At 38.0% G+C, this 20,326-nt stretch carries 12 protein-coding genes and 1 pseudogene; 7 read left to right on the top strand and 6 right to left on the bottom strand.

Annotated elements, in window-relative coordinates:
- Positions 1-228: 228 nt before the first annotated feature.
- On the top strand, positions 229-2,058 hold the full coding sequence (locus ACFIK6_RS06565; RefSeq protein ID WP_375677478.1) for a BID domain-containing T4SS effector: 1,830 nt from the start codon (positions 229-231) through the stop codon (positions 2,056-2,058).
- 315 nt (positions 2,059-2,373) lie between these two features.
- On the top strand, positions 2,374-5,583 hold the full coding sequence (locus ACFIK6_RS06560) for a BID domain-containing T4SS effector (RefSeq protein WP_375677477.1): 3,210 nt from the start codon (positions 2,374-2,376) through the stop codon (positions 5,581-5,583).
- 321 nt (positions 5,584-5,904) lie between these two features.
- Here ACFIK6_RS06560 and ACFIK6_RS06555 read toward each other — a convergent pair.
- A pseudogene (locus tag ACFIK6_RS06555) lies at positions 5,905-6,134 on the bottom strand (integrase); the annotation flags it as partial.
- Positions 6,135-6,460: 326 nt separating this feature from the next.
- Between ACFIK6_RS06555 and murJ the strand changes: the two are divergent.
- From murJ to ACFIK6_RS06535, 4 genes are all read left to right on the top strand, one after another.
- Entirely contained in the window at positions 6,461-8,032 is a 1,572-nt protein-coding gene (gene murJ, locus ACFIK6_RS06550; RefSeq protein WP_375642308.1) for a murein biosynthesis integral membrane protein MurJ, read from the top strand.
- 59 nt (positions 8,033-8,091) lie between these two features.
- A complete protein-coding gene (gene trpS, locus ACFIK6_RS06545; protein ID WP_375642284.1) occupies positions 8,092-9,162 on the top strand; it encodes a tryptophan--tRNA ligase in 1,071 nt (356 codons plus the stop codon).
- A 63-nt stretch (positions 9,163-9,225) separates the two neighbouring features.
- Positions 9,226-9,717, top strand: a complete 492-nt coding sequence (locus tag ACFIK6_RS06540) for a universal stress protein (protein WP_375642283.1) — start codon at positions 9,226-9,228, stop codon at positions 9,715-9,717.
- A gap of 59 nt (positions 9,718-9,776) precedes the next feature.
- Positions 9,777-10,355 carry a NifU family protein gene (locus tag ACFIK6_RS06535; protein WP_375642282.1) on the top strand — a complete coding sequence of 193 codons (579 nt, stop codon included), beginning with the start codon at positions 9,777-9,779 and terminating at the stop codon, positions 10,353-10,355.
- Between the two features lie 1,042 nt (positions 10,356-11,397).
- On the opposite strand, the gene ACFIK6_RS06530 is transcribed toward ACFIK6_RS06535, so the two are convergent.
- The gene (locus ACFIK6_RS06530; RefSeq protein WP_375642281.1) at positions 11,398-11,733 is read right to left on the bottom strand and encodes a zinc ribbon domain-containing protein YjdM; all 336 of its coding nucleotides are present in this window, start codon (positions 11,731-11,733) and stop codon (positions 11,398-11,400) included.
- Positions 11,734-12,799: 1,066 nt separating this feature from the next.
- On the bottom strand, positions 12,800-14,428 hold the full coding sequence (locus ACFIK6_RS06525) for an alpha-D-glucose phosphate-specific phosphoglucomutase (RefSeq protein WP_375642280.1): 1,629 nt from the start codon (positions 14,426-14,428) through the stop codon (positions 12,800-12,802).
- Positions 14,429-14,645: 217 nt separating this feature from the next.
- Here ACFIK6_RS06525 and ACFIK6_RS06520 point away from each other — a divergent pair, with 217 nt between their 5' ends.
- A complete protein-coding gene (locus ACFIK6_RS06520; protein WP_375642279.1) occupies positions 14,646-15,170 on the top strand; it encodes a peroxiredoxin in 525 nt (174 codons plus the stop codon).
- A gap of 879 nt (positions 15,171-16,049) precedes the next feature.
- On the opposite strand, the gene ACFIK6_RS06515 is transcribed toward ACFIK6_RS06520, so the two are convergent.
- The 3 genes from ACFIK6_RS06515 to pyrF all read right to left on the bottom strand — a co-directional run bounded on the left by ACFIK6_RS06515 (position 16,050) and on the right by pyrF (position 19,842).
- The gene (locus ACFIK6_RS06515; protein WP_273790937.1) at positions 16,050-16,595 is read right to left on the bottom strand and encodes a replication protein; all 546 of its coding nucleotides are present in this window, start codon (positions 16,593-16,595) and stop codon (positions 16,050-16,052) included.
- Between the two features lie 564 nt (positions 16,596-17,159).
- The gene (hisS, locus tag ACFIK6_RS06510; RefSeq protein WP_375677476.1) at positions 17,160-18,647 is read right to left on the bottom strand and encodes a histidine--tRNA ligase; all 1,488 of its coding nucleotides are present in this window, start codon (positions 18,645-18,647) and stop codon (positions 17,160-17,162) included.
- A 349-nt stretch (positions 18,648-18,996) separates the two neighbouring features.
- Positions 18,997-19,842 carry an orotidine-5'-phosphate decarboxylase gene (pyrF, locus tag ACFIK6_RS06505; RefSeq protein ID WP_375642277.1) on the bottom strand — a complete coding sequence of 282 codons (846 nt, stop codon included), beginning with the start codon at positions 19,840-19,842 and terminating at the stop codon, positions 18,997-18,999.
- Positions 19,843-20,326: the final 484 nt, after the last annotated feature.

The raw sequence follows: 20,326 nt of genomic DNA, 5'->3' as shown, positions 1-20,326 counted from the left end.
TTGAAACAAAATTCATTTTCTCGTCCTTTACCCAAAACACTGGAGAAAACAGTCTTTAGAGAATGAAAATGATTATGATCTGAACCAAGAGAGTCAAATCGTGCAAGACCATCCAGCTTCATATCCGCTCTCGTAAAGATCGAATAAAAAAGCATAAAAAATAAACACCAATGTACATTTTTAAATAATATTTAAAAACAATATTGGAAGAGTTTGAAAGGAACATGCATGAAAAAAAGAACCCCCTCCCCTTTTATCAGTGAAATGATGGAAAAATTTCAACAACAGACAGAACAATCCCCCACCAGAACACCCCCTCCCCAAGTTTCTCAAAGTTTACCAAAACCAACTGTACAAAAACGCCCAGAAAATTTGTCACCCCCCCCAAAGGTTGCGCCACCGCCCCCCCCACGCATGAAAGAAAAAACACCAATCGATGTAAAAATCCAAAAGCCTGAAACCCAAGAGACACCTTCTCTACAGACAAAAGTAGCTCCGCCCAAACCACCACGTACACGAGAAAATCTACAACACAGCACAAAAAACCAAGAAAGCTCCTCTCCGCATACAAAAGTGGCTCCACAAAGACCACCACGTGCAAAAGATAGAGAGCAAGACAAAACAGTCGCTCAAGAAGGAGAACACCTCTATGCAACGCCTACTGTGCAAACGCCTCCACGCATGAGAGACAGAGTGCAAACCAGCACAAAAATCCAAGAACACTCCTCTCCGCATACAAAAGTGGCTCCACAAAGACCACCACGTGCAAAAGATAGACAACAAAACAAACAAACAGTTCAAGAGTCCCCCTCCCTACAGACAAAAGTGGCTCCGCCCCCTCCCCCACGCATGAGAGACAGAGTGCAAAACGGTGCAAAAATCCAAAATCCGGAAACACACGACCCAAGTGTTAGACCCAAAACACCCTCACATATAAAAGTCAGACAACAAAGCAGTTCATCATCACAAGACAGTGGAACATATGCGATACCTCCTTCACGAAAACCGCACCGTATGGAAAACAGAAAACAAAGCGATACTGTCGTCCAAAAACCTGCCTCTCCACACACAGCAATTGAACAACCAAAACCGTCTCACGGACAAAAGACATCTATTAATACAATGGAAAGAGAGCTATTGCTCGTAGCCTATCAAGAAGAAATACGCTTTTTGTCCGAAAAGGTTTATGGCGACCGGCTTATTTTGAATGAAAGAATAGAAGCAATCAAAGAAAACCCCGATATGGGAGAACAGCTCTTATGGGATGTTACAGAACAGCCTAAGTCTATTTCTAAGCTTGCTGGTAGAAAAGTTCTTGGCATAAAAAATCATGCGCGCAAACAAGCTGAAGAAACTCTTCCTACCCTATGTGCTGCCATTAATGGTTATGTGTATACTTCAAAATATACAAAAAGTGAAAACATTTCACAAGATTCTTACACAGAGCAACAACACCAGCGACAAACACAAGAGAAAGAGCCCTTAAATCAACGTTTGCAAAATCCGCTCAATTCAGAAAAGAAAATAAAGCCTCTCTCAAATCAGGAAATTGCCCGCAGAGTTCAACAAGATCCATCGGTTCAATATGGTCAAAGAGAGGTCCAATATTGGTGCCAAATTGTTTATAATGATCCATTTGTTTTGCAATATAGATTAGAAGATATGCAAAAAATTCCAAGTATGGGAGAAGAGCTTGTATTTCAAATTGAAAAGGATTCTACATCTTTTGCGCCGCTTGCTGGTAGGCAAGTCCTTGGTATAAAAAACGGAGCACGCAAAGCTGCTGAAGAAAATCTTCCTACCCTTTGTACCGCCATTAAGGATTATGCTGAAATTGTAAAACAGTTAAGAGAAACTATAGTGCAAAACCATCAGGAAGAGCAACAAAAACATCATCAACCGCTTAACGATCCCGATAAAAAATTACAAAAGCAGCAAAGCTTGTCGCAACCGCCAAAGTTACCTGAACGCTCAACAGCAAAGCGGCATCAAGAGGAAGACCAGTCACATATTCGACCGCGCAGAGCCGAAACATCAAAAGCAATGGCTTTGTCGTGATCAGTCTCCTAATCGTTAGCTTTTCATACAAAACTTTGATGCAATTATCTTGCCAAGATTGCATCAAAGACGGTGTATGAAATACAGCAAACTTTGAATAAGACACCTCATTATTTTACAGAATTCATTGATAAAATTTTACGATAATACTTCAAAAAGTTACAAACCTTAACTTGGCTCCATGCAAATAAGGTCAATTTTTTCAATCATTCAAATGGGCATTCTTCTTTGAAGAAAACGTTATGAAAATAATAAAAGGCAAAAAATGTAAAAAAGCTTTCAAAAAATAATGTTAACCCTTGAAAGGAAATATACATGAAAGAAAACACTAAGCATTGTGCCTCTTCCACACAGGAAGAATTGCAAGAACAACACCCTGCAATTAGTGCAGCCATTTCAAAGCAAATCAATGAAGAAGCGCAAAATTTTTTCTACCCCAATAGCAAAGTGCTTAAAAATAAATACCGCATTAAAGATAAAGAAATATTAAAGGAACGATGTTGTGATGATGTAAAAAAAGAAATGATAAAACTGTGCCAAGAGCCACCACCAGAGCAGTTTAATTCCTCCTATCTAAAATATCTTCATCAACGCCTCTTTTCCCGTGCATTTGAATGGGCCGGACAAACCCGCCAAGCACCTTTTACATTTGAAGATGGCACTGTTGCTTCTATGCCCATTTTGAAAAGAAAAGAATTTACAAAACCTTTTGCGATTGGCAGAAAAATACAGGAGGGACTAGAAAAGTTAGATAAAACGCTTGCTGAAAAAAATAATTTACAAGGCTTAACTCGCGAAGAATTTGTTGAACAAGCCGCTGGAATAATGATAGATTTGCACCACTTGCATCCTTTCAGAGAGGGCAATAGGCGCACAAAGAGACTGTTTGTTGAAAAACTCTCTCAAGCAGCAGGATATAAGCTAGACTTTTCTCTTGTAAGCAAAAAACGTAAAGACTTTGTCCGCACTGCTGCCATGGAACATAGCGATCCAGAACCTATGAAGCATCTGCTTGAGGATATCTCAAATCCAGAAAAATTGCTCATTTTACAAGAATTCACCAACTCTATGAGAGAGCTTGGATTGGGTGAGAAAAATTATCATCTTGCTGTCGTCGCAAAAGAAGGAGAAACCTATCATGGTACCTATAGAGGCAGTGGTCCCAATGGCTTCATGCTTGATGCCAATGGGATTTTCATCTTGGGAAATAAAAGAGATCTCACCCCAGAGCAAATACAAACATTAAAAATCGGTGACGCCCTCTCCTTTACAGCACCAAAAGCTCAAAACTCAGAAAAAACCCAGCAAAAAACATTTCTTCCAGAAAAAAAAAGAGCTGTTCTCACAAACGCTGAAATAACTGAAAAGAGAAAAGATACCGCATCCATTCAAACAAAGAAAAAAGCCCATTTTTCACCATGGATTGCCCCTCATGCTTTACATGACAGCATTGAAGTTATGCCCCAAAGTTTGCAAGAACAAGAACAAAAGACCAAACCAATGGCTCAATCTGCTTCCTCCATGAGGCAAATGCAAAAAGATTTCCCAAAAAACATTTTACAGACCAGCAATACAGCGACAAATAACCCAATATCTGTCCAAATGACAAAGGAAAAACGCTCTGATCATCAAGAAAGAACAAAACAGCCCCCAAAAAAAGCAATGGCATACTGGGACACTGGTACAAAAAAAACGAACACCGTCCCTCTCACCTTACAGGAGAAATTATCCTCATCGCCTGAAGCCGAAGAAAATAAGACAATGTACCGTAATTTCTTTTGCCCTAATAGTATCACCTTAAAAAATAAATATGGGATAAAAGACTATAAAAAATTAAAAGAGCAGTGTGCCCATGATACAACAAAAGCAATCATTCATCTACGCCAAGAAGCCCCACCACAAAAACTAACCTCCGCATATCTCCAATATATTCATCACACCCTATTTAAAAATACTTTTGAATGGGCCGGACAAACACGCGAAAAACCATTTACATTTGAAGATGGTACCGTTGCTTATATGCCAATGATGAAAAAAGCCGGTATTTCTTTTGCCTCAGCACAACAAATACAAGAGGGACTAGAAAATTTAGATAAAATACTTGCTGAAACGAATAGCTTAAAAGGCTTAACCCGCGAAACATTTGTTGAATATGTCACTGAAATGTTGATACAGCTCAACTATACGCACCCCTTTAGAGAAGGTAATGGGCGCACGCAACGAATGTTTTTTGAAAAACTTGGGCAAATTGCAGGCCACCCACTCGACTTTTCTCTTGTAACAGAAAAACGCATGAATCTTGCCAGCATTGCATCGCTAAAACATAACGATAAGGAAGAGATGAAACATCTGCTTGAGGATATCTCAAATCCAGAAAAAATACTTATTTTAAAAGAATTCATGGACAATATGAAACATCTTGGATTTGAAAATATTCATCATCATCTTATTATAACAGCGAAAGAAGGGCATACCTATAAAGGCTTCTACAGAGGCAGTGGGACCAATGGCTTCATGCTTGATGCCAACGGGATTTTTATCTTGGGAAATAAAAAAGATCTCACCCCAGAGCAAATACAGACATTAAAAATCGGTGATGCACTCTCCTTTACAGCACCAAAAGTTCAAAATCAGCAAGAAGTGCTTATCCCCGCAGAAACAATAGCCCCCCTTACCAACAATGAAATTGCCACAAAGATAAAAAACAACGCTTCCATTCAAGCAAGAAGAAAAGAAATCGAAACTTTGTGCCAAATCATTTATGGTAATCGTCATATTTTGCGGGAAAGAATTGAGATGATCCATGAAAATCATACTGAAGGAGAACAGCTCACCTATCAAATTGCCACCTCTCCGCAATCTATTTCTAAGCTTTCTGGTAGCAATGTATTTGGCATAAAAAACAACGCGCGCGCCCATGCTGAAGAAAATATTTTTCCCCTCTGTAGAACCATTGACCGCTATATCAATATTTTTAAACAAACAGAAAGAGACATTCTCCATACCCATCATGTAAAACAAAGGCGGTGTGAACAGTCGGTAGAAATGCCTAAGGCTTGGATGACAAATCTCTTTTCCCTGTCAAAAGCACAACAGCAAGAAACTTTATCAAACTCTCCTGAATTAAGGGGGGAGATAAGAACTTATATCAAAAAAATCAATGAGCGCTTATCCTCAAGCGAGCATGAAGCTATAAAAGAAAATAATCCTGAAAGACTTGCGAAGAGTCTTGGCACATCAACCGTTAAAGCAAAAGAGATTATGGAAATAGTTAAGCAGATAAAAGAGATAGGAGAGCATATACAACCCATGTGTTTTTATAACCATAAACTCGATGAGCACTTAGCACCAAACCAGCATCAATCTATAAAGAAAAATAATGAAAAAAAATGTTCCTACACTCTTGATCAAGAGGCAATTAAAGTGCAAAAAATGACAGAAAACATCAATCAGAGTTCTAAAAGACAAGAAAATATTCAACCTCACAAAACAAAGCCCACAAAAGCAATGGCAATGAATATCTAAAGGGTTCATAAACTTTAACTTTTTTCCCTCTCTGGTAAAAATGATAGCCTTTACCCGCCTGCCTTCATCGGCAAATGAGTTGCACCTCAACTGTGAATAGAAACCATGAGAGAGCAGATTTATCTTATTTTCTCAGATTTTATCCTCATCAACAGTGAATAGAAACCCAAACAAAAAAAATGAAAGGATCAATCATTTTTGAAAATGATAATTAATCACTTTCATTACTTGTCGTGCTAAAAACAGACAAAGCGCTGTTGAAAGATTATATCTTCCTATTTTCTTATTTATGTAATCTCTAAAACGGAAAGCAACCTAATTTGGGGAATATCTTAATTTTTGGAGAATATAAAGCCGTAAAGGTAAAAACAAATCACGAGCTTTGCCATCACCTTTTAGCTCAGCCTTACGGCTTTTAAAAACATCTCAAAGCACTGTCTTTTAAATAATGGATAAATAATGAATATTGCACATTGCTTCACGCTTTTATTTTATTTGCGTTCTTTAATAGGGTCACGCCCCTCACGTAAAACAGAACGGTATTGGGTTGCACTATTCACAACATCACACCATAAAGAGAAATTATCATTATAGATCCCCATATGTCCCTTCAAACTGTTATGATATCGCTCCCATATTTCAGTTTGAAAAAGAAATTTTAATTATTTTATGGCAACTAATAAAAATTGTAATGCAACAGTAAACAAGGAGCATAAAAAAGTCTTTAAACACCATTGTTGACAGAAAGATAGACACCGTCGTAAAACGCGCTTACAAAAAGTATCCTTGATTGGGATACAGATCAGATTTTTACGATTTAAAACGGTTTATTTCTCCTATCATCGCTCCTCTTTTACAACAAAACCGATATATCTTTATGACATTGATAAAAAAAATTGCAACAGTTGCTTCCGGAACCCTTATGAGCCGTATTTTTGGCTTCGTACGCGAAATGCTTATGGCAGCAGCCCTAGGGACCGGTCCTGTTTCTGATGCCTTTAACGCTGCTTTTCGTTTTCCCAACACATTTCGTCGTTTTTTTGCTGAAGGTGCCTTTAACGCTGCTTTCATTCCTCTTTTTGCAAAAAAAATCACTGAAGATGGTCAAGAAACGGCATGCAAATTTGCAGAAGAAGTCTTTGGCGTTCTCTTTTCGCTGCTCTTACTGTTAACGATTGCGATGGAACTGAGTATGCCTTTTTTGGTACGAACCATTATTGCCCCAGGTTTTACCGAAGATGCAACAAAGTTTAACGCTACAATTCACTTTACTGCGATCATGTTTCCCTATTTAACCTGTATGTCGCTTGCTGCCATGATGGGGGGCATGCTTAATGCTCTGCGACGCTATTTTATTGCCGCCATTGCCCCACTCTTTTTAAATATTATACTGATTGGTGTGCTTGCCTATGCTTGGATCTATAAACTTGACGCTTGGCATATCGGCTTAAATCTCTCTTGGGGTGTATTGGCTGCAGGGCTTCTTCAACTCACCTTAATTGCCCTTGCTTTGCGTCAAAGTGGCATGAAAATTTTCTTCCGCCGTCCCAACTTAACACCTAATGTTCGCAAGCTATTAACTTTAGCATTCCCAGCGGCCATAACGGGCGGCATCACACAAATTAATTTGCTCATTAATACCAACATTGCTTCTAGTCAATCGGGTGCTGTCTCTTCTTTGATGTACGCTGATCGTCTTTATCAATTGCCTCTAGGCGTAATCGCCATTGCCGTTGCAACCGTTCTTTTACCAGAATTAACACGCGCTTTGCGAAGCAAAAAGCATGAAGAAACCCACCATTTACAAAACCGCTCTATTGAATTAACGCTATTGTTAACACTTCCAGCATCCATCGCTTTTTTGCTGCTCTCCACTCCCATTGTCAGTTTGCTCTTTGAGCGAGGACAATTTACCAGTCAATCAACACACCATGTTGCACAATTACTGGAACTTTATGGACTAGGACTTCCAGCTTTTGTTCTTATTAAGGTCTTTATTCCTAATTTTTTTGCCCATGAAGATACCAAAACACCGATGATTTTTACAGGTGTTTGCGTTTTCATCAATATCAGTCTCGCCTTAACATTATTTCCTTCTTTTTCGGCACGAGGCATTGTTATTGCTGAAATTACCTCTGGATGGGTCAACACCCTGTTGCTTTGGGGTGTCCTTATCAAACGCGGTTATTGGAAATACGACGTCCAACTGATAAAGCGAATATTATGTCTCATGATGGCAACCCTTTTGAGTGCACTAGCCCTCTATTATGGATTGAATGCTTTTGAGTTTTTGTCTTTTCCTTTATCCTCACAAGCATCCTTTTTCTTGCGCGCCAGCACCTTAGCTGGGATCATGCTTGGCATATACTTGATCTATTTTAGTGCCTATTTTTTATTCAACACTCGTTCCTTTTTTCACACGCTTAAAAATTTGAAAAAACACTCATAGTATCATACTTTGTCAAAAACAATAAAACGAATAACTTTAATTGAGGAAAGAGCACTCCTATGGATACCTTCACACCACTTGTCTTTTCCGGCGTACAACCGAGTGGTCATTTACATCTTGGCAATTATCTTGGAGCCATTCAGCGTTGGGTTGAACTGCAAAACTCTCATCACTGCCTCTATTGTGTTGTGGATATGCATGCGCTCACAGTCAACCCTGATCCCCTTACTTTGCGCGAATCCACCAGAACAGTGACAGCCGCCTTTTTAGCCTCCGGTATTGATCCTCAAAAACACATTATTTTTAACCAATCACGTGTTTTTCAACATGCTGAACTCGCCTGGATTTTTAATTGTGTTGCCCGTATCGGCTGGCTTCAACGCATGACACAATTTAAAGATAAAGCAGGTAAAGATCGCGAAAAAGCATCCCTAGGACTTTTTGCCTATCCCACTTTGATGGCCGCTGATATTTTAGTCTATCGTGCAACGCATGTTCCAGTAGGCGAAGATCAAAAACAGCATGTTGAACTTACACGCGATATTGCACAAAAATTTAACAACGACTATGCACAACGTATTGCCGAATTAAATTTTGGTATCTCTATGCAAACGGATGAAGAAAAAAGACAAGGCTTTTTTCCCCTCCCAGAGGCGCTTATTGGAACAACAGCGACACGCGTTATGTCTTTGCGCGATGGGACGAAAAAAATGTCAAAATCAGATCCTTCAGATTTTTCACGCATTAATTTGACCGATGATGCTGATCTTATCGCAAAAAAAATACGCAAAGCCAAAACGGATTCGGCTCCTCTTCCCGATACCCTGACCGCTTTAAAAGAACGACCAGAAGTGGATAACCTTCTTGGTATTTATGCCGCCTTTGCTAACGTCAGCAAAGAAAAGATTCTTTTAGAATTTTCTGGTCAACAATTTTCGCATTTTAAAACAGCTCTAGCCGACCTTGCTGTCCATAAGCTTGCCCCTATAACAGAAGAATTACGTCGACTGCATCAAGAAAGTGATTATATCGACTCTGTTTTGCATGATGGCGCTAAACGTGCTAGTATGCTCGCAGAAGAAAATATGAAAAAAATTCGTGAAATTATTGGATTTTTGCACGATACATAAAAAATAATAAAACTAAAAACTGTAGAGAGCAAAAAAATTGTTTGTACAAAATAGAGAAAGTGCATGATTTCCAAACCCAAAAATCCGAAAAAAGAACCCAAGAAAAAGAACTTAGTCATTATTGATGAAACACCAGAGTGTCGGCGTGCCGTTGTGTTTGCCGCACAGCATGCCCAAAATACCAATAGAACATTGGTGTTACTTTGTGTCGTTGATAGTGTGGAATTTCAACACTTTCTGGGTGTAAACAACGTTATGCGCACAGAATCAACGCAAAGTGCTCATAAAATATTAGGTGGCATTGCCAGTGAAGTCCGCACCACCCATGCGCTTGAAACAGAAATAGTGGTGCGTGAAGGAAAAAAAATTGATGAGATTTCCAAACTGATCGACGAAGATAAAAGGATTGCACTCATTGTTTTAGCAGCCAGTGGACATACAGAAGGACCAGGACCCCTTGTTCAATTAATCGGAAATAAAGGGACAGCTTTTTCAATTCCTGTCATTGTTATTCCTAGCAATCTTGCCGATGAAGATATTAGATCTATTGCCTAAAAAATATAATATTCTACAATGTAAGATCTTCCTAATCCTTCATTATAAAAGGAGAGTCTATGTTTATTCAAACTGAAACCACACCAAACCCTGCAACACTTAAATTTCTGCCAGGACGCGTGGTTCTTTCTGAAGGCGTATTAGAATTTCGTGACCCTGAAGAAGCAGCTAAAAACTCACCTTTGGCGGCTAAACTGTTTAATATTCCTAATATCAATGGTGTTTTTTTAGGCTATGATTTTATCACCGTAAGCAAAAAAGAAGGGGAATGGCAACATCTCAAACCCATCATTTTAGGCACAATCATGGAACATTTTCTATCCAATGAGCCAGTAATTACCACCAACGCTACAACACAAGCACAAACCCATGCCCTTAACGAAGAATTTTATGACGAAAAAGATGCTGATATTGTCTTAACCATTAAAGAGCTGCTTGAAACGCGGATCCGCCCAGCCGTTGCCAATGATGGTGGAGACATTACTTTTCGCGGATTTGAAAATGGTATTGTTTATCTCAATATGCGGGGCTCCTGCGCTGGATGCCCCTCTTCAACGGCAACCCTCAAACATGGTATTGAAAATCTTTTACGCCATTTTATCCCTGAAGTTTTAGGCGTTGAAGCCATGCCACAATAAATATTGACCTCAATAGATAAAATAACCACACCGCTTGCCCCTCTTCAACAGCGCTCAAACATGGAGTGCAAAAATCTTACGTCATTTTATTCCTGAAATTTTAGAAGTAAGCTATGCAGCCATAAAAATACAGTACTGTTAAAAAATCTGTCTAATAATGATACCTTCACTCACCGTTCACCTCCACATATGCCTTAAAAAGGTTTCAAAGCCCCCTTTAAGAAGCATAAGTTGTTTCAACAAACCAATTTACATACACAGAAGTACAAGGCATGGATGTGCACTTTAAATTTATTTTGTTTCATAATCTTGTCACGCAATTAACACGACCCGTTACAGAAAAAGAAAACCCAAAAAAGGAAAACATTGTAAGATTAAAGTGTCCATTTGCTCTATCTTTCTCAGTGCTTCCAACGATAAATCACGCAAAATACTTCTTGTAGCAGTTAATCGACACAGATCACATTTTGCAACTTGCAATGAGAATTCTGACATTCTTCTTATTTCAATTCTGTTTTTATTGCATCAATAAAAACCATCCGCTTACACAGCACAAACTGGATAATAATAAAAACTATTTTAATAGCTCTCATGCATACTTTTATAAGAGGCTGTTCTAATAGCTGGAAAATGCATGGCAATACGACCTTATCAAGATCATAGCTTCCTTTTTCCATTCTTAAAATCAAGAATTCCCCCTCTATCATTTTCAATCTCATTTCCATAAACATGATGCAAACGGTGTAACTACCCATAAAAAATAAATACATTGAAGCCAAATCTATTATAGTTATTTGAGAAATTATCTGATAAAAAAATGAGAATATTTCTTTAATTCAGCAAGAATAAGTTTATCTACTTTACCGCATAGTTCTTCTCATAAAGCGCATACTTTTACTATTGCATGCAATTCAACATCCAACTTCACCCATAACCGCATATTAAAAGAAAAGAAGCCATTGGAGGAAAATATGCCCAATTAGAGAAGAATGTAAAAATAGAAACCAAGGAAATGCAAAAACAATTGCAAGAGGATAAAGGCTTAAACTTTTTTCACAAACTCCGACTTTAAACTCGTCTGACCAATTCCTGGAATTTTGCAATCAATATTATGATCCCCATCCACCAAACGAATATTCTTTACCTTAGTACCACCTTTTAAAACAGATGAAGCGCCTTTTACCTTCAGATCTTTTATCACCATAACGGTATCTCCGTTTGTTAAAATCTGACCATTGGCATCATAAACAGTATCGGAAAGAACCGTATCATCGTTTTTTTGTGGCCATTCATGTGCGCACTCAGGACACACAAAATTTTCACCATCTTCATAAGTATAAAGACAATCACAACGAGGACATTTGGGATATTGGGTCATAAATTCCCCTTTTAAAAGAAAAATCGTTCATTATGACTGGTCATAAAGCAAGAAGTGCTTATTGTCCATATTTTAGAAAAACATTTCTCTTTGTTTCAACCCTCATCTGCCAACTGTGTTCATGAATGCTATCATCACATACCATACATGGGTTTATAAAAATGATTGATCATTATATAACTTAAATAAGCCCCCTGCATATCATAAAATTTACTCACTTCATTCTCTCTCATAAATGAATCAAAATCATTTTCTTACAAATCACCAATGCAATTAACGAATGGATAAAAACAATTAGAAAAGGAACATCTCTGAATAAAACGCTCTCAAAGAGCTAAAAACTGAGAAACAAGCAAACGATGCCCTCAACTTAACCTTTTATTTAAGTAAAGATAACAGTCATAATGTTAGAGAACAGACTGCTTTATAATCATAGTTAATGATTTTGTATATTGAATGAGAGCCAATAAATAAGATGAGATTCTCTCAACCCCTTTTACATTGAATAAACCAAAGCCTTTTACTTGCATGTTACAAATAAGAAGAGCCGTGTAAAACGATTATTCAAAATACTAAATACTCTCAAATATAAGAGCCAACATTGAAAGCGGGCAAAGTGAATGATGATGCCGACCTACTCTCTCATAAGCGTAAAAATGGTGCTGCTCAATGGGATGTCCGCTTATCCCTTTCAAAAGCAACACGCATAAGATGCGTTTTTAGTGTTTTGAGAAAGACGCCTTCTTTAAAACAACCATATGAAAGGTGCAACAATGATCGTATTTTTTTTGCATGAGGAATATCCCCCTATTAAACAAACATTGCTATCAAACCATTAGAAATCATTGGACATAAATTCCCCGATTATGCCTGATTATAATTACCTACAGCATTCGGTTTTAAGAAACCAGAAGTTTTAGGAATTCAATTGACATGTAAAAGAAAGAGGAAAAAACAAAGCGAGCTTGAAAATGGAGGCTCTCTCTTATAGCAAAGAAATCACGCCCCTAAAATCATACCCCATGTGATCAATCATCATAGCTTTACAAAAAACATTCCAATGATCTTAGGTGATAATATCAGGGCGATCTCGTCCCAATGCTTGTTGTATGTTTAATAGTTTTAGTGCCACCTGTTGCAAAGGTTGGAGAACTTCTTGCGGATTAAAATTGTGTTTGCGCGGATCACTTTCATATTGTTCAAAATAAAGTCGTAAAGTAGCACCACACGTCCCTGTTCCCGATAAACGGACCACCAACCGTGCTCCATTCTCGAAAAAAATACGGATACCTTGCCGCGTGCTAACGCTCTGATCAACAGGATCATGATATGTAAAATCATCTGCTTTTTTGACGAAAAAGCCAGCAATTTCAGTTCCTGCATGTGGTAAGTTCTCCCGCAAATGTTCTATTAATGCCAAAGCTTTATCTGCTTCGACTTCTTCATAATCATGCCGTAACGTGTAAAAACGCCCATAGGTGTACCAATGCTGTTGAACAATTTGTGCGACAGTTTTTTCTGTTACCGCTAAAAGATTTAACCAAAATAAGACAGCCCATAAACCATCTTTTTCGCGGATATGATGAGAGCCAGTTCCAAAGCTTTCTTCACCACAAAAGGTTATTTTCCCAGCATCTAAAAGAGTTCCAAAAAACTTCCATCCCGTTGGCGTTTCAAAAAAGTTTAATCCGTGTTTTTCCGCAACCAGATCAGCAGCACGCCCCGTCGGCATAGAACGCGCTATCCCCACAACACCTTTTCGATATCCTTTAATGAGGTGTGCATGTTCAGCCATAATAGCCAAAGAATCCGAAGGCGAGACAAATTGCCCACGACCAATAATGAGGTTACGATCTCCATCACCATCAGAGGCTGCGCCAAGATCTGGTCCTTGCTCTGACATCAATAAATCATAAAGAGCCTTGGCATAAACCAAATTTGGATCTGGATGACCACCTCCAAAATCTGGCAAGGGAATACCATTAACCACCGTCCCTTCAGAAAATCCTAAGCATTTTTCAAAAATTTCATGAGCATACGGCCCTGTTACCGCATGCATGGCATCAAACCGTAAAGTAAGACCTCGAGCAACGGCATTGGCAATACAGTCAAAATCAAAAAGCTCCTGCATCAAAGCAACATAATCAGCGACAGGATCAATAATATCAATCCGCATAGCTCCCATAAAGATCGTACCTTGCCTATCTAAATCAATATCTGGTGCTTCAAGAATTTTATAAAAGGAAAGACGTTGCGATGTTGCAAAAATAGCATCACATAAAGAATTAGGAGCGGGTCCACCATTGGAAACATTGTATTTAATACCACAGTCTCCCTCTGGACCACCAGGATTATGGCTTGCAGAAAGAATAAGTCCACCATGGGCATGAGTTTTACGAATAAGATGCGAAACAGCAGGTGTAGAAAGAATACCCCCCCTTCCCATTTTAACACAAGAAACACCATGCGCCGCCGCCATCTTCAACACAATCTGAAGAAGAGTGCGATTAAAAGTGCGACCATCCCCCCCAAGAATCAACATTTTTCCTTCAAGAGGCCCAATGTTATCAAAAAGAGACTGTATAAAGTTTTCTACATAATGGGGTTGCTGAAAAACAGACACTTTTTTGCGCAAACCAGACGTTCCCGGTTTTTGCCCCTCAAAAGCCGTGGTTAAAACTGTCTTTATGGTCATGGTCATACCTTTATATTCTTTCCTTTAATTTTAAGGTGAAGAGTATCCAAAGTCGACCATTAATTCTACTTGACGGAAGTGTGAAATATTTGCACACTCGTTAGAAGTCAGAATTTTTAAAGAAGCCCTTTTATTTAAAACGCTTTTTGCCATATGTTTTTAAAGACGAAGGCTGTTTTAAAACAAAATTTTTGTAAAAGAATACAGGAGCATCAAGATGATGAAAAAAACAGTTCCCAATGTAACATTCCACACACGCGTACGCGATGAATCAATAGATGGAAACAATCCTTATCGGTGGCAAGAAGTTAACAGCGATGCTTACTTTAAAGGAAAACGTGTTATTCTTTTTTCTCTTCCTGGAGCATTTACCCCTACTTGTTCAACCTTTCAGCTGCCTGACTTTGAAAAACTCTATGATGAATTTAAACAAGCTGGTATTGATGAAATTTATTGCCTTTCCGTCAATGATGCTTTTGTCATGAATGCTTGGGGAAAAACACAAAATATCAAAAACGTGAAATTAATTCCCGATGGCTCTGGTGAATTCACACGCAAAATGGGTATGCTAGTTGCAAAAGACAATGTTGGTTTCGGCATGCGATCATGGCGCTATGCTGCCGTTATTAATGATGGTGTGGTTGAGAAATGGTTTGAAGAAGCAGGTTTTTCAGATAATTGTGCAACAGATCCTTATGAAGTTTCTTCACCACAAAATGTTTTAAAAGCCTTGAAAAGCTAATCCAGCCCAAAAATTATCCATTTAAACAAAATTTTACGACACAAACCTTCCTCCTCCGGAAATTTGTGTCGTTTATTTTTTGCAACATCTATTTGTCAAGGCGAACACTATAAGTTGATTGTGCTTTTTCAGTGAAAAAATATTCCAGCAATAATTTTTTCAATAAATATTTCACGTTTTAACGACTTTGCAAAAGCTTGGAAAATTTCCAGTAAAAAAAATCCAAACCAATCATCGTGCTAAAAGAATAAAAAGCTAAAAACTGTTGCACACGATCAAAAAATGAGAATGCAATTGCGAAATGTGCAAATTCATGCAAAAACTCTCTCAGAAACATCAAGAGCTAACGTATCGATGAAATATGCAAGAACAATGTAAATTTCTCATATTGAAAAAAACTTTATGTCAAACAATAATTTGATTTATAAGGATAATTTATCATTTTGCATATTGAATGAGAGGAGCCGAATATCATAAGATTGTTTTATTTTATCCATTCTTATATTGAATCCCTTAAAACTATTTTCTCGCTCATTAGTAAGTGAGATTGGCATATGAATAAATGAATAAACATGCGTCTCGTAAATGCTCTAAAATACAAGAGCTATGAACATCATTACTGCAAAGTTTACAATAGCATCAAGAAAGAAAATACAGATCAAACATTTGTTTGAAGAGGCGCACAGTTCAAATTACCCTATATCTCATAAAAAGAAGCGAATATGGCATAAAAACTGCTCTGCATAAAAAACCGTTCATGAAGAATATTAAATCAAAACAAAACCCGCAAACATTCCAATCCACATACCATAAACGGACTCATTGCTGTTCTCATAGCCATTTATTCTAAGCTTTTATTTTTCTCTAAGAGAGAAACGATTAAAGAAGGCGTTTATTGGGATATTCTACCATAAAATGTGTTTTCATTTCTTCCTCTTCTATCTCTTCCTCTTCATCGAACTCAAAATCTTCATCACATTCAGGAAGACCAAAAATATCTGGATTAATGAAATAACAATCTTTTTTTGTCCCCTTCGCTACAATTTTATTTGTTTCTAATTCTTTGATACCTTCTTTAAAACTTTCAAAATCAAGATATTCTGGTTCTTGAATTGAAAGATCGCAAGTCAAAAATTCCTCAAGAATATCATGATCCAATGTTATCTGATCAAACCATAAATCCACATCATCTTCATCTGACATTTTCCCTACTTGCCACAACATCACCAAAAATGCTTTCATACCACTAAATGATAGCCCAAAAATCATACGCCGGCTATCGGACGCTCCTGAAAAGGTAATTTGCGGAAGATTTTCAAATCCGAAGTTTGAAGGAGGGAGTTTAAATGATTTTCCAATATTCTCAGGTCTTTCAAGAATAAAGGGATTTCGTTCATAGAGCACGGTAAAATCATATTGGGCCATTTTCATTTCTCCATTAAAGAATTGATTTTATTGAAATAATGCACATTATCAGTCAGTTACCATTATGGCAGCTTACAATTCATCCCACCATGCTCCTGTAAAAAATTGTTCGATTTAAGTCATTCCATTGTTTTTTGAAGCTTAAAAAGTCTTTTAGGATAAAACGCTCTCGTTCTCCCTTCTTTTGCAATAATGCTAGATTTTGTAATGTCCAAGAAGAGAACATCAAAGAATTTGATGCTCATAGATGAGAATTCAAAGATGAAGCCAATATGAACTGTCAATATTTTTATAAACTTTTGGGAAAGTATTCCCTAAACCTCTTGAGTTCCTCAATTTTTTTGTTCACCAAGATGTTATCATCGCATCCTCAGAAGGACACGTTTTTAGTAAATGGAGCTTATTTACCTCTTAAAAAAATTCTCTTTTATGCCATACCAGCTCAAAAAACGCGATTTTAAACGCATACGTAAGTCCGCCTAAACAAGAAAAGTACAGATTTTAAAAATTGAATCTCAAATTTCCAGAATACTTCAAGCTATCGCTTCTATAAACCTTTTATCATTATCGTTTTTGGACTGCTAAAATATCTTGTACTGTTTGAACCAAATTCTCTTCATCAACCGTCACTTGTGCTGGTCGACTTTCACGCCATGTTTGATTATCTTTGATCTCATGAGATAAACGCGCCCCTTCAATCAAATCTTTAATCTGTATTTTTCCACTCTCACGTTCTTGTGAGCCTTGGATCACCACACAAGGCGCTTGACGTCGATCTGCATATTTCATCTGTGCTTTTATCCCCGATGCCCCCAAATAGAGCTCAGCACGAATTCCCGCATCACGCAACTGCATCACCATTTTTTGATAGCGCGCAACTGCCTCTGGCTCTTTATCCATCATCAGCACCACAACGGGTCCTGTTATCTCCTTCATAGGCAACTTTCCAAGATTTTGCAAAGCAGCAATCAAACGCGAAACCCCGATTGAAAAACCTGTTGCCGGAATATTTTCACCACGAAAGCGTGCCACCAATCCGTCATAGCGCCCCCCACCACCAACAGAACCAAAAACAACTTTTTGCCCATCATCATTGAGAACATCAAAAAGCAATGCCGCCTCAAAAACAGGTCCCGTATAATAATCCAGTCCACGAACCACCGAAGGGTCAATCTTGATACGATTGTGATAACCATTAGCGACAAAAATTGCTTGCATTTCTTCAAGCTCGCGAACGCCTTCAAGCCCCTGAGCACTCTGACCAACGACTTGTCTGAGAGCCTCAAGCGTTTCTTCTGCCGTTTTCGCGTTTACAGTCAGTAAGGAAAGAATACACTCAATCTCTTTATCCTTAAGCTCTGCCCCTTTTGTAAAGTCACCACTTTCATCCAAACGCCCCTTGCTCAAGAGCAAACGCACGCCTTCAGGACCAAATTTATCCAGTTTATCCATTGCCCGAAGAACAGTTAAGCGTCTTTCAATCTGCTCCCTTTCCCCCAAACCAATCAACTCTAAAACACTTTCCAGAATTTTTCGGTTATTCAAGCGAATGGCATAATCATGCTGGTGAATGCCTAATTTTTCCAAACTATCCGCTGCCATCATACAAATTTCGGCATCAGCTGCAACGGTTGGTGTTCCAACAATATCCGCATCAAACTGCATAAATTGCCGAAACCGCCCTGGACCTGGTTTTTCATTGCGAAAAACAAAGCCAAGACGATAACTGCGATAAGGCTTTGGTAACGTTTCAAAATTCTCAGCAAAATAACGAGCAAGAGGCGCCGTTAGATCATAGCGCAAAGACATCCATTGCTCATCATCATCTTGTAGGGAAAAAACGCCCGCATTGGGACGATCTTCATCCGGTAAAAACTTGCCCAACACATCCGTATATTCAAAAATCGGTGTTTCCAATGCTTCGAAGCCGTAAAGTTCATAAACTTCACGAATTTGCGCAATCATAGTTTCAGCGGCATACAACTGTGCACTTGTACGATCAACAAAACCACGGGGTAAACGGGCTTTGGTTTTTTCTTGTTTTGATGACATGTTTTTCTCTAACAACAATATGTATTCACAGATAATGTTTGTCTATCTTATAGAAACAAACGCTGCAATAACTTTATCAACTGGAAACTGGTAACAATATGCATAAGCTTTTGCTTTTAAAAGATGTAAACCTTTATCCTTAAGGCAATCTGCTGAAAATATTTGCACTTTCAATAAGAGCATAGCCTCTTGCTCAACATGAAATGCCCGCTTAACATTCAATGAAAAGACATCCGTGCTTTTTGAAAGAAATCACAAAGCAACTGCTGATTCTGGATAAACTGGAAGCCCCCTCCTAAAAAGCCTTCTTTCTCAGAACTTTTCAGATTGATTACAGATGCAAAAATCCTCAAGATATCAGTGTGCTTTGCGCTTGTTCTACAAAATGATTGATAACATTTTTTAAATCAACACTATTTCGTCCAGCATCTGTAATAGAGCGTGATACAGAGGGAATAACATTCTGCCAAAGTCTTTGTGGAAACTGCTGAGTCAATTGTGTTATTGTTCCCCCTTGAGCCCCAATGCCAGGAACGAGAAACAGACTATTTTTTAACTGCTCGATTGTATCTTTTGATTCAGATCCCAATGTCGCTCCAATCACTGCCCCAATAGGACCAATATAATGATATTGACTTGAAGATTGGCTATTATATTCAAAAATACGCTGCGCCAAATGAGCAGAAACCGTTTGATCACCAATAAGCGCATTTCGTATTTGTTTCCCCTCTGGATTAGAAGACTGAACAACCACAAAAACCCCTGCTCCTGTTTCTTCTGCAACTTTTATCAGAGGAATAAGAGCATCAAATCCTAAAAAGGGATTGACAGTTATGGCATCAGCTTTGAACGCACTACTTGGACCCAGCCAAGCTTTACCATAAGCCTCAGCAGTAGAGCCAATATCCCCTCTTTTCGTATCAACGAGAACCAACAAACCTTGTGCCTGCGCATTTTCAATAAGTTCTTTGAGAATTTGAAGCCCTTCCACTCCATATAGCTCAAAAAATGCTGCTTGAGGCTTTATCATCCCCACTTTACCCACAACCGCTGTTAAGAGGATATCGCAAAAATCTTTTAGACCTTTATAATCACAGCTTAAATTCCATGATTGCAAAACTTTATGGCTCGGATCAAAACCAATACAAAGTGGTCCATAGATTTCACGATTTTTAAAAAAAGTTGAACAAAACATTTTATATCCTAACAAGGTCTCTCTTTAAACTTTTTGATACAATCAAAAAGAAAAGCATTTGTCAAAAAAATACAATAGCGAAAACACAAAGAAAGGGCTCTCTATATAAAATGTGCTTTTATTTATGAAACATAAATATATTCCCATTCGTAACGCTTATCACATGTTTATCGACCAAGACATTATCATGAGACAAAAATTCAAATTTATGAAAGAATATAAACAAAAAAGCATCCATATTATAACGAACGTATAAAGCCTAATAGCGAGCGTTGTCGTTTCCACGCCCCTTTTTATGATCAACAAAAACTCTCTATGAGCGCGCTTTAAACAAGAGTTTAAAAAGAAAATGCCTTGCCATGATGATCTCGATCTTAACTTTATATTTTTCCTATTCCTTTTTATCTGCTCTTTATCCCTTTTGGAACATAATTGGCAAAAAGACATTGTATCTCCAGCATATTCAAGGAGATAAAACATGGAA

This window comes from Bartonella sp. AS69XJJH (genome assembly GCF_042195585.1).
Lineage (GTDB): Bacteria > Pseudomonadota > Alphaproteobacteria > Rhizobiales > Rhizobiaceae > Bartonella.
Note: the sequence above shows the minus strand (reverse complement) of the source record. Positions and strands in the feature narration are given on the sequence as shown.

Coding starts and splice junctions, on each gene's coding strand:
- murJ (WP_375642308.1), top strand. CDS start 6,461: ATGACATTGATAAAAAAAATTGCAACAGTTGCTTCCGGAACCCTTATG.
- pyrF (WP_375642277.1), bottom strand. CDS start 19,842: ATGTTTTGTTCAACTTTTTTTAAAAATCGTGAAATCTATGGACCACTT.
- ACFIK6_RS06525 (WP_375642280.1), bottom strand. CDS start 14,428: ATGACCATAAAGACAGTTTTAACCACGGCTTTTGAGGGGCAAAAACCG.
- ACFIK6_RS06535 (WP_375642282.1), top strand. CDS start 9,777: ATGTTTATTCAAACTGAAACCACACCAAACCCTGCAACACTTAAATTT.
- ACFIK6_RS06540 (WP_375642283.1), top strand. CDS start 9,226: ATGATTTCCAAACCCAAAAATCCGAAAAAAGAACCCAAGAAAAAGAAC.
- trpS (WP_375642284.1), top strand. CDS start 8,092: ATGGATACCTTCACACCACTTGTCTTTTCCGGCGTACAACCGAGTGGT.
- hisS (WP_375677476.1), bottom strand. CDS start 18,647: ATGTCATCAAAACAAGAAAAAACCAAAGCCCGTTTACCCCGTGGTTTT.
- ACFIK6_RS06530 (WP_375642281.1), bottom strand. CDS start 11,733: ATGACCCAATATCCCAAATGTCCTCGTTGTGATTGTCTTTATACTTAT.
- ACFIK6_RS06560 (WP_375677477.1), top strand. CDS start 2,374: ATGAAAGAAAACACTAAGCATTGTGCCTCTTCCACACAGGAAGAATTG.
- ACFIK6_RS06515 (WP_273790937.1), bottom strand. CDS start 16,595: ATGGCCCAATATGATTTTACCGTGCTCTATGAACGAAATCCCTTTATT.
- ACFIK6_RS06565 (WP_375677478.1), top strand. CDS start 229: ATGAAAAAAAGAACCCCCTCCCCTTTTATCAGTGAAATGATGGAAAAA.
- ACFIK6_RS06520 (WP_375642279.1), top strand. CDS start 14,646: ATGATGAAAAAAACAGTTCCCAATGTAACATTCCACACACGCGTACGC.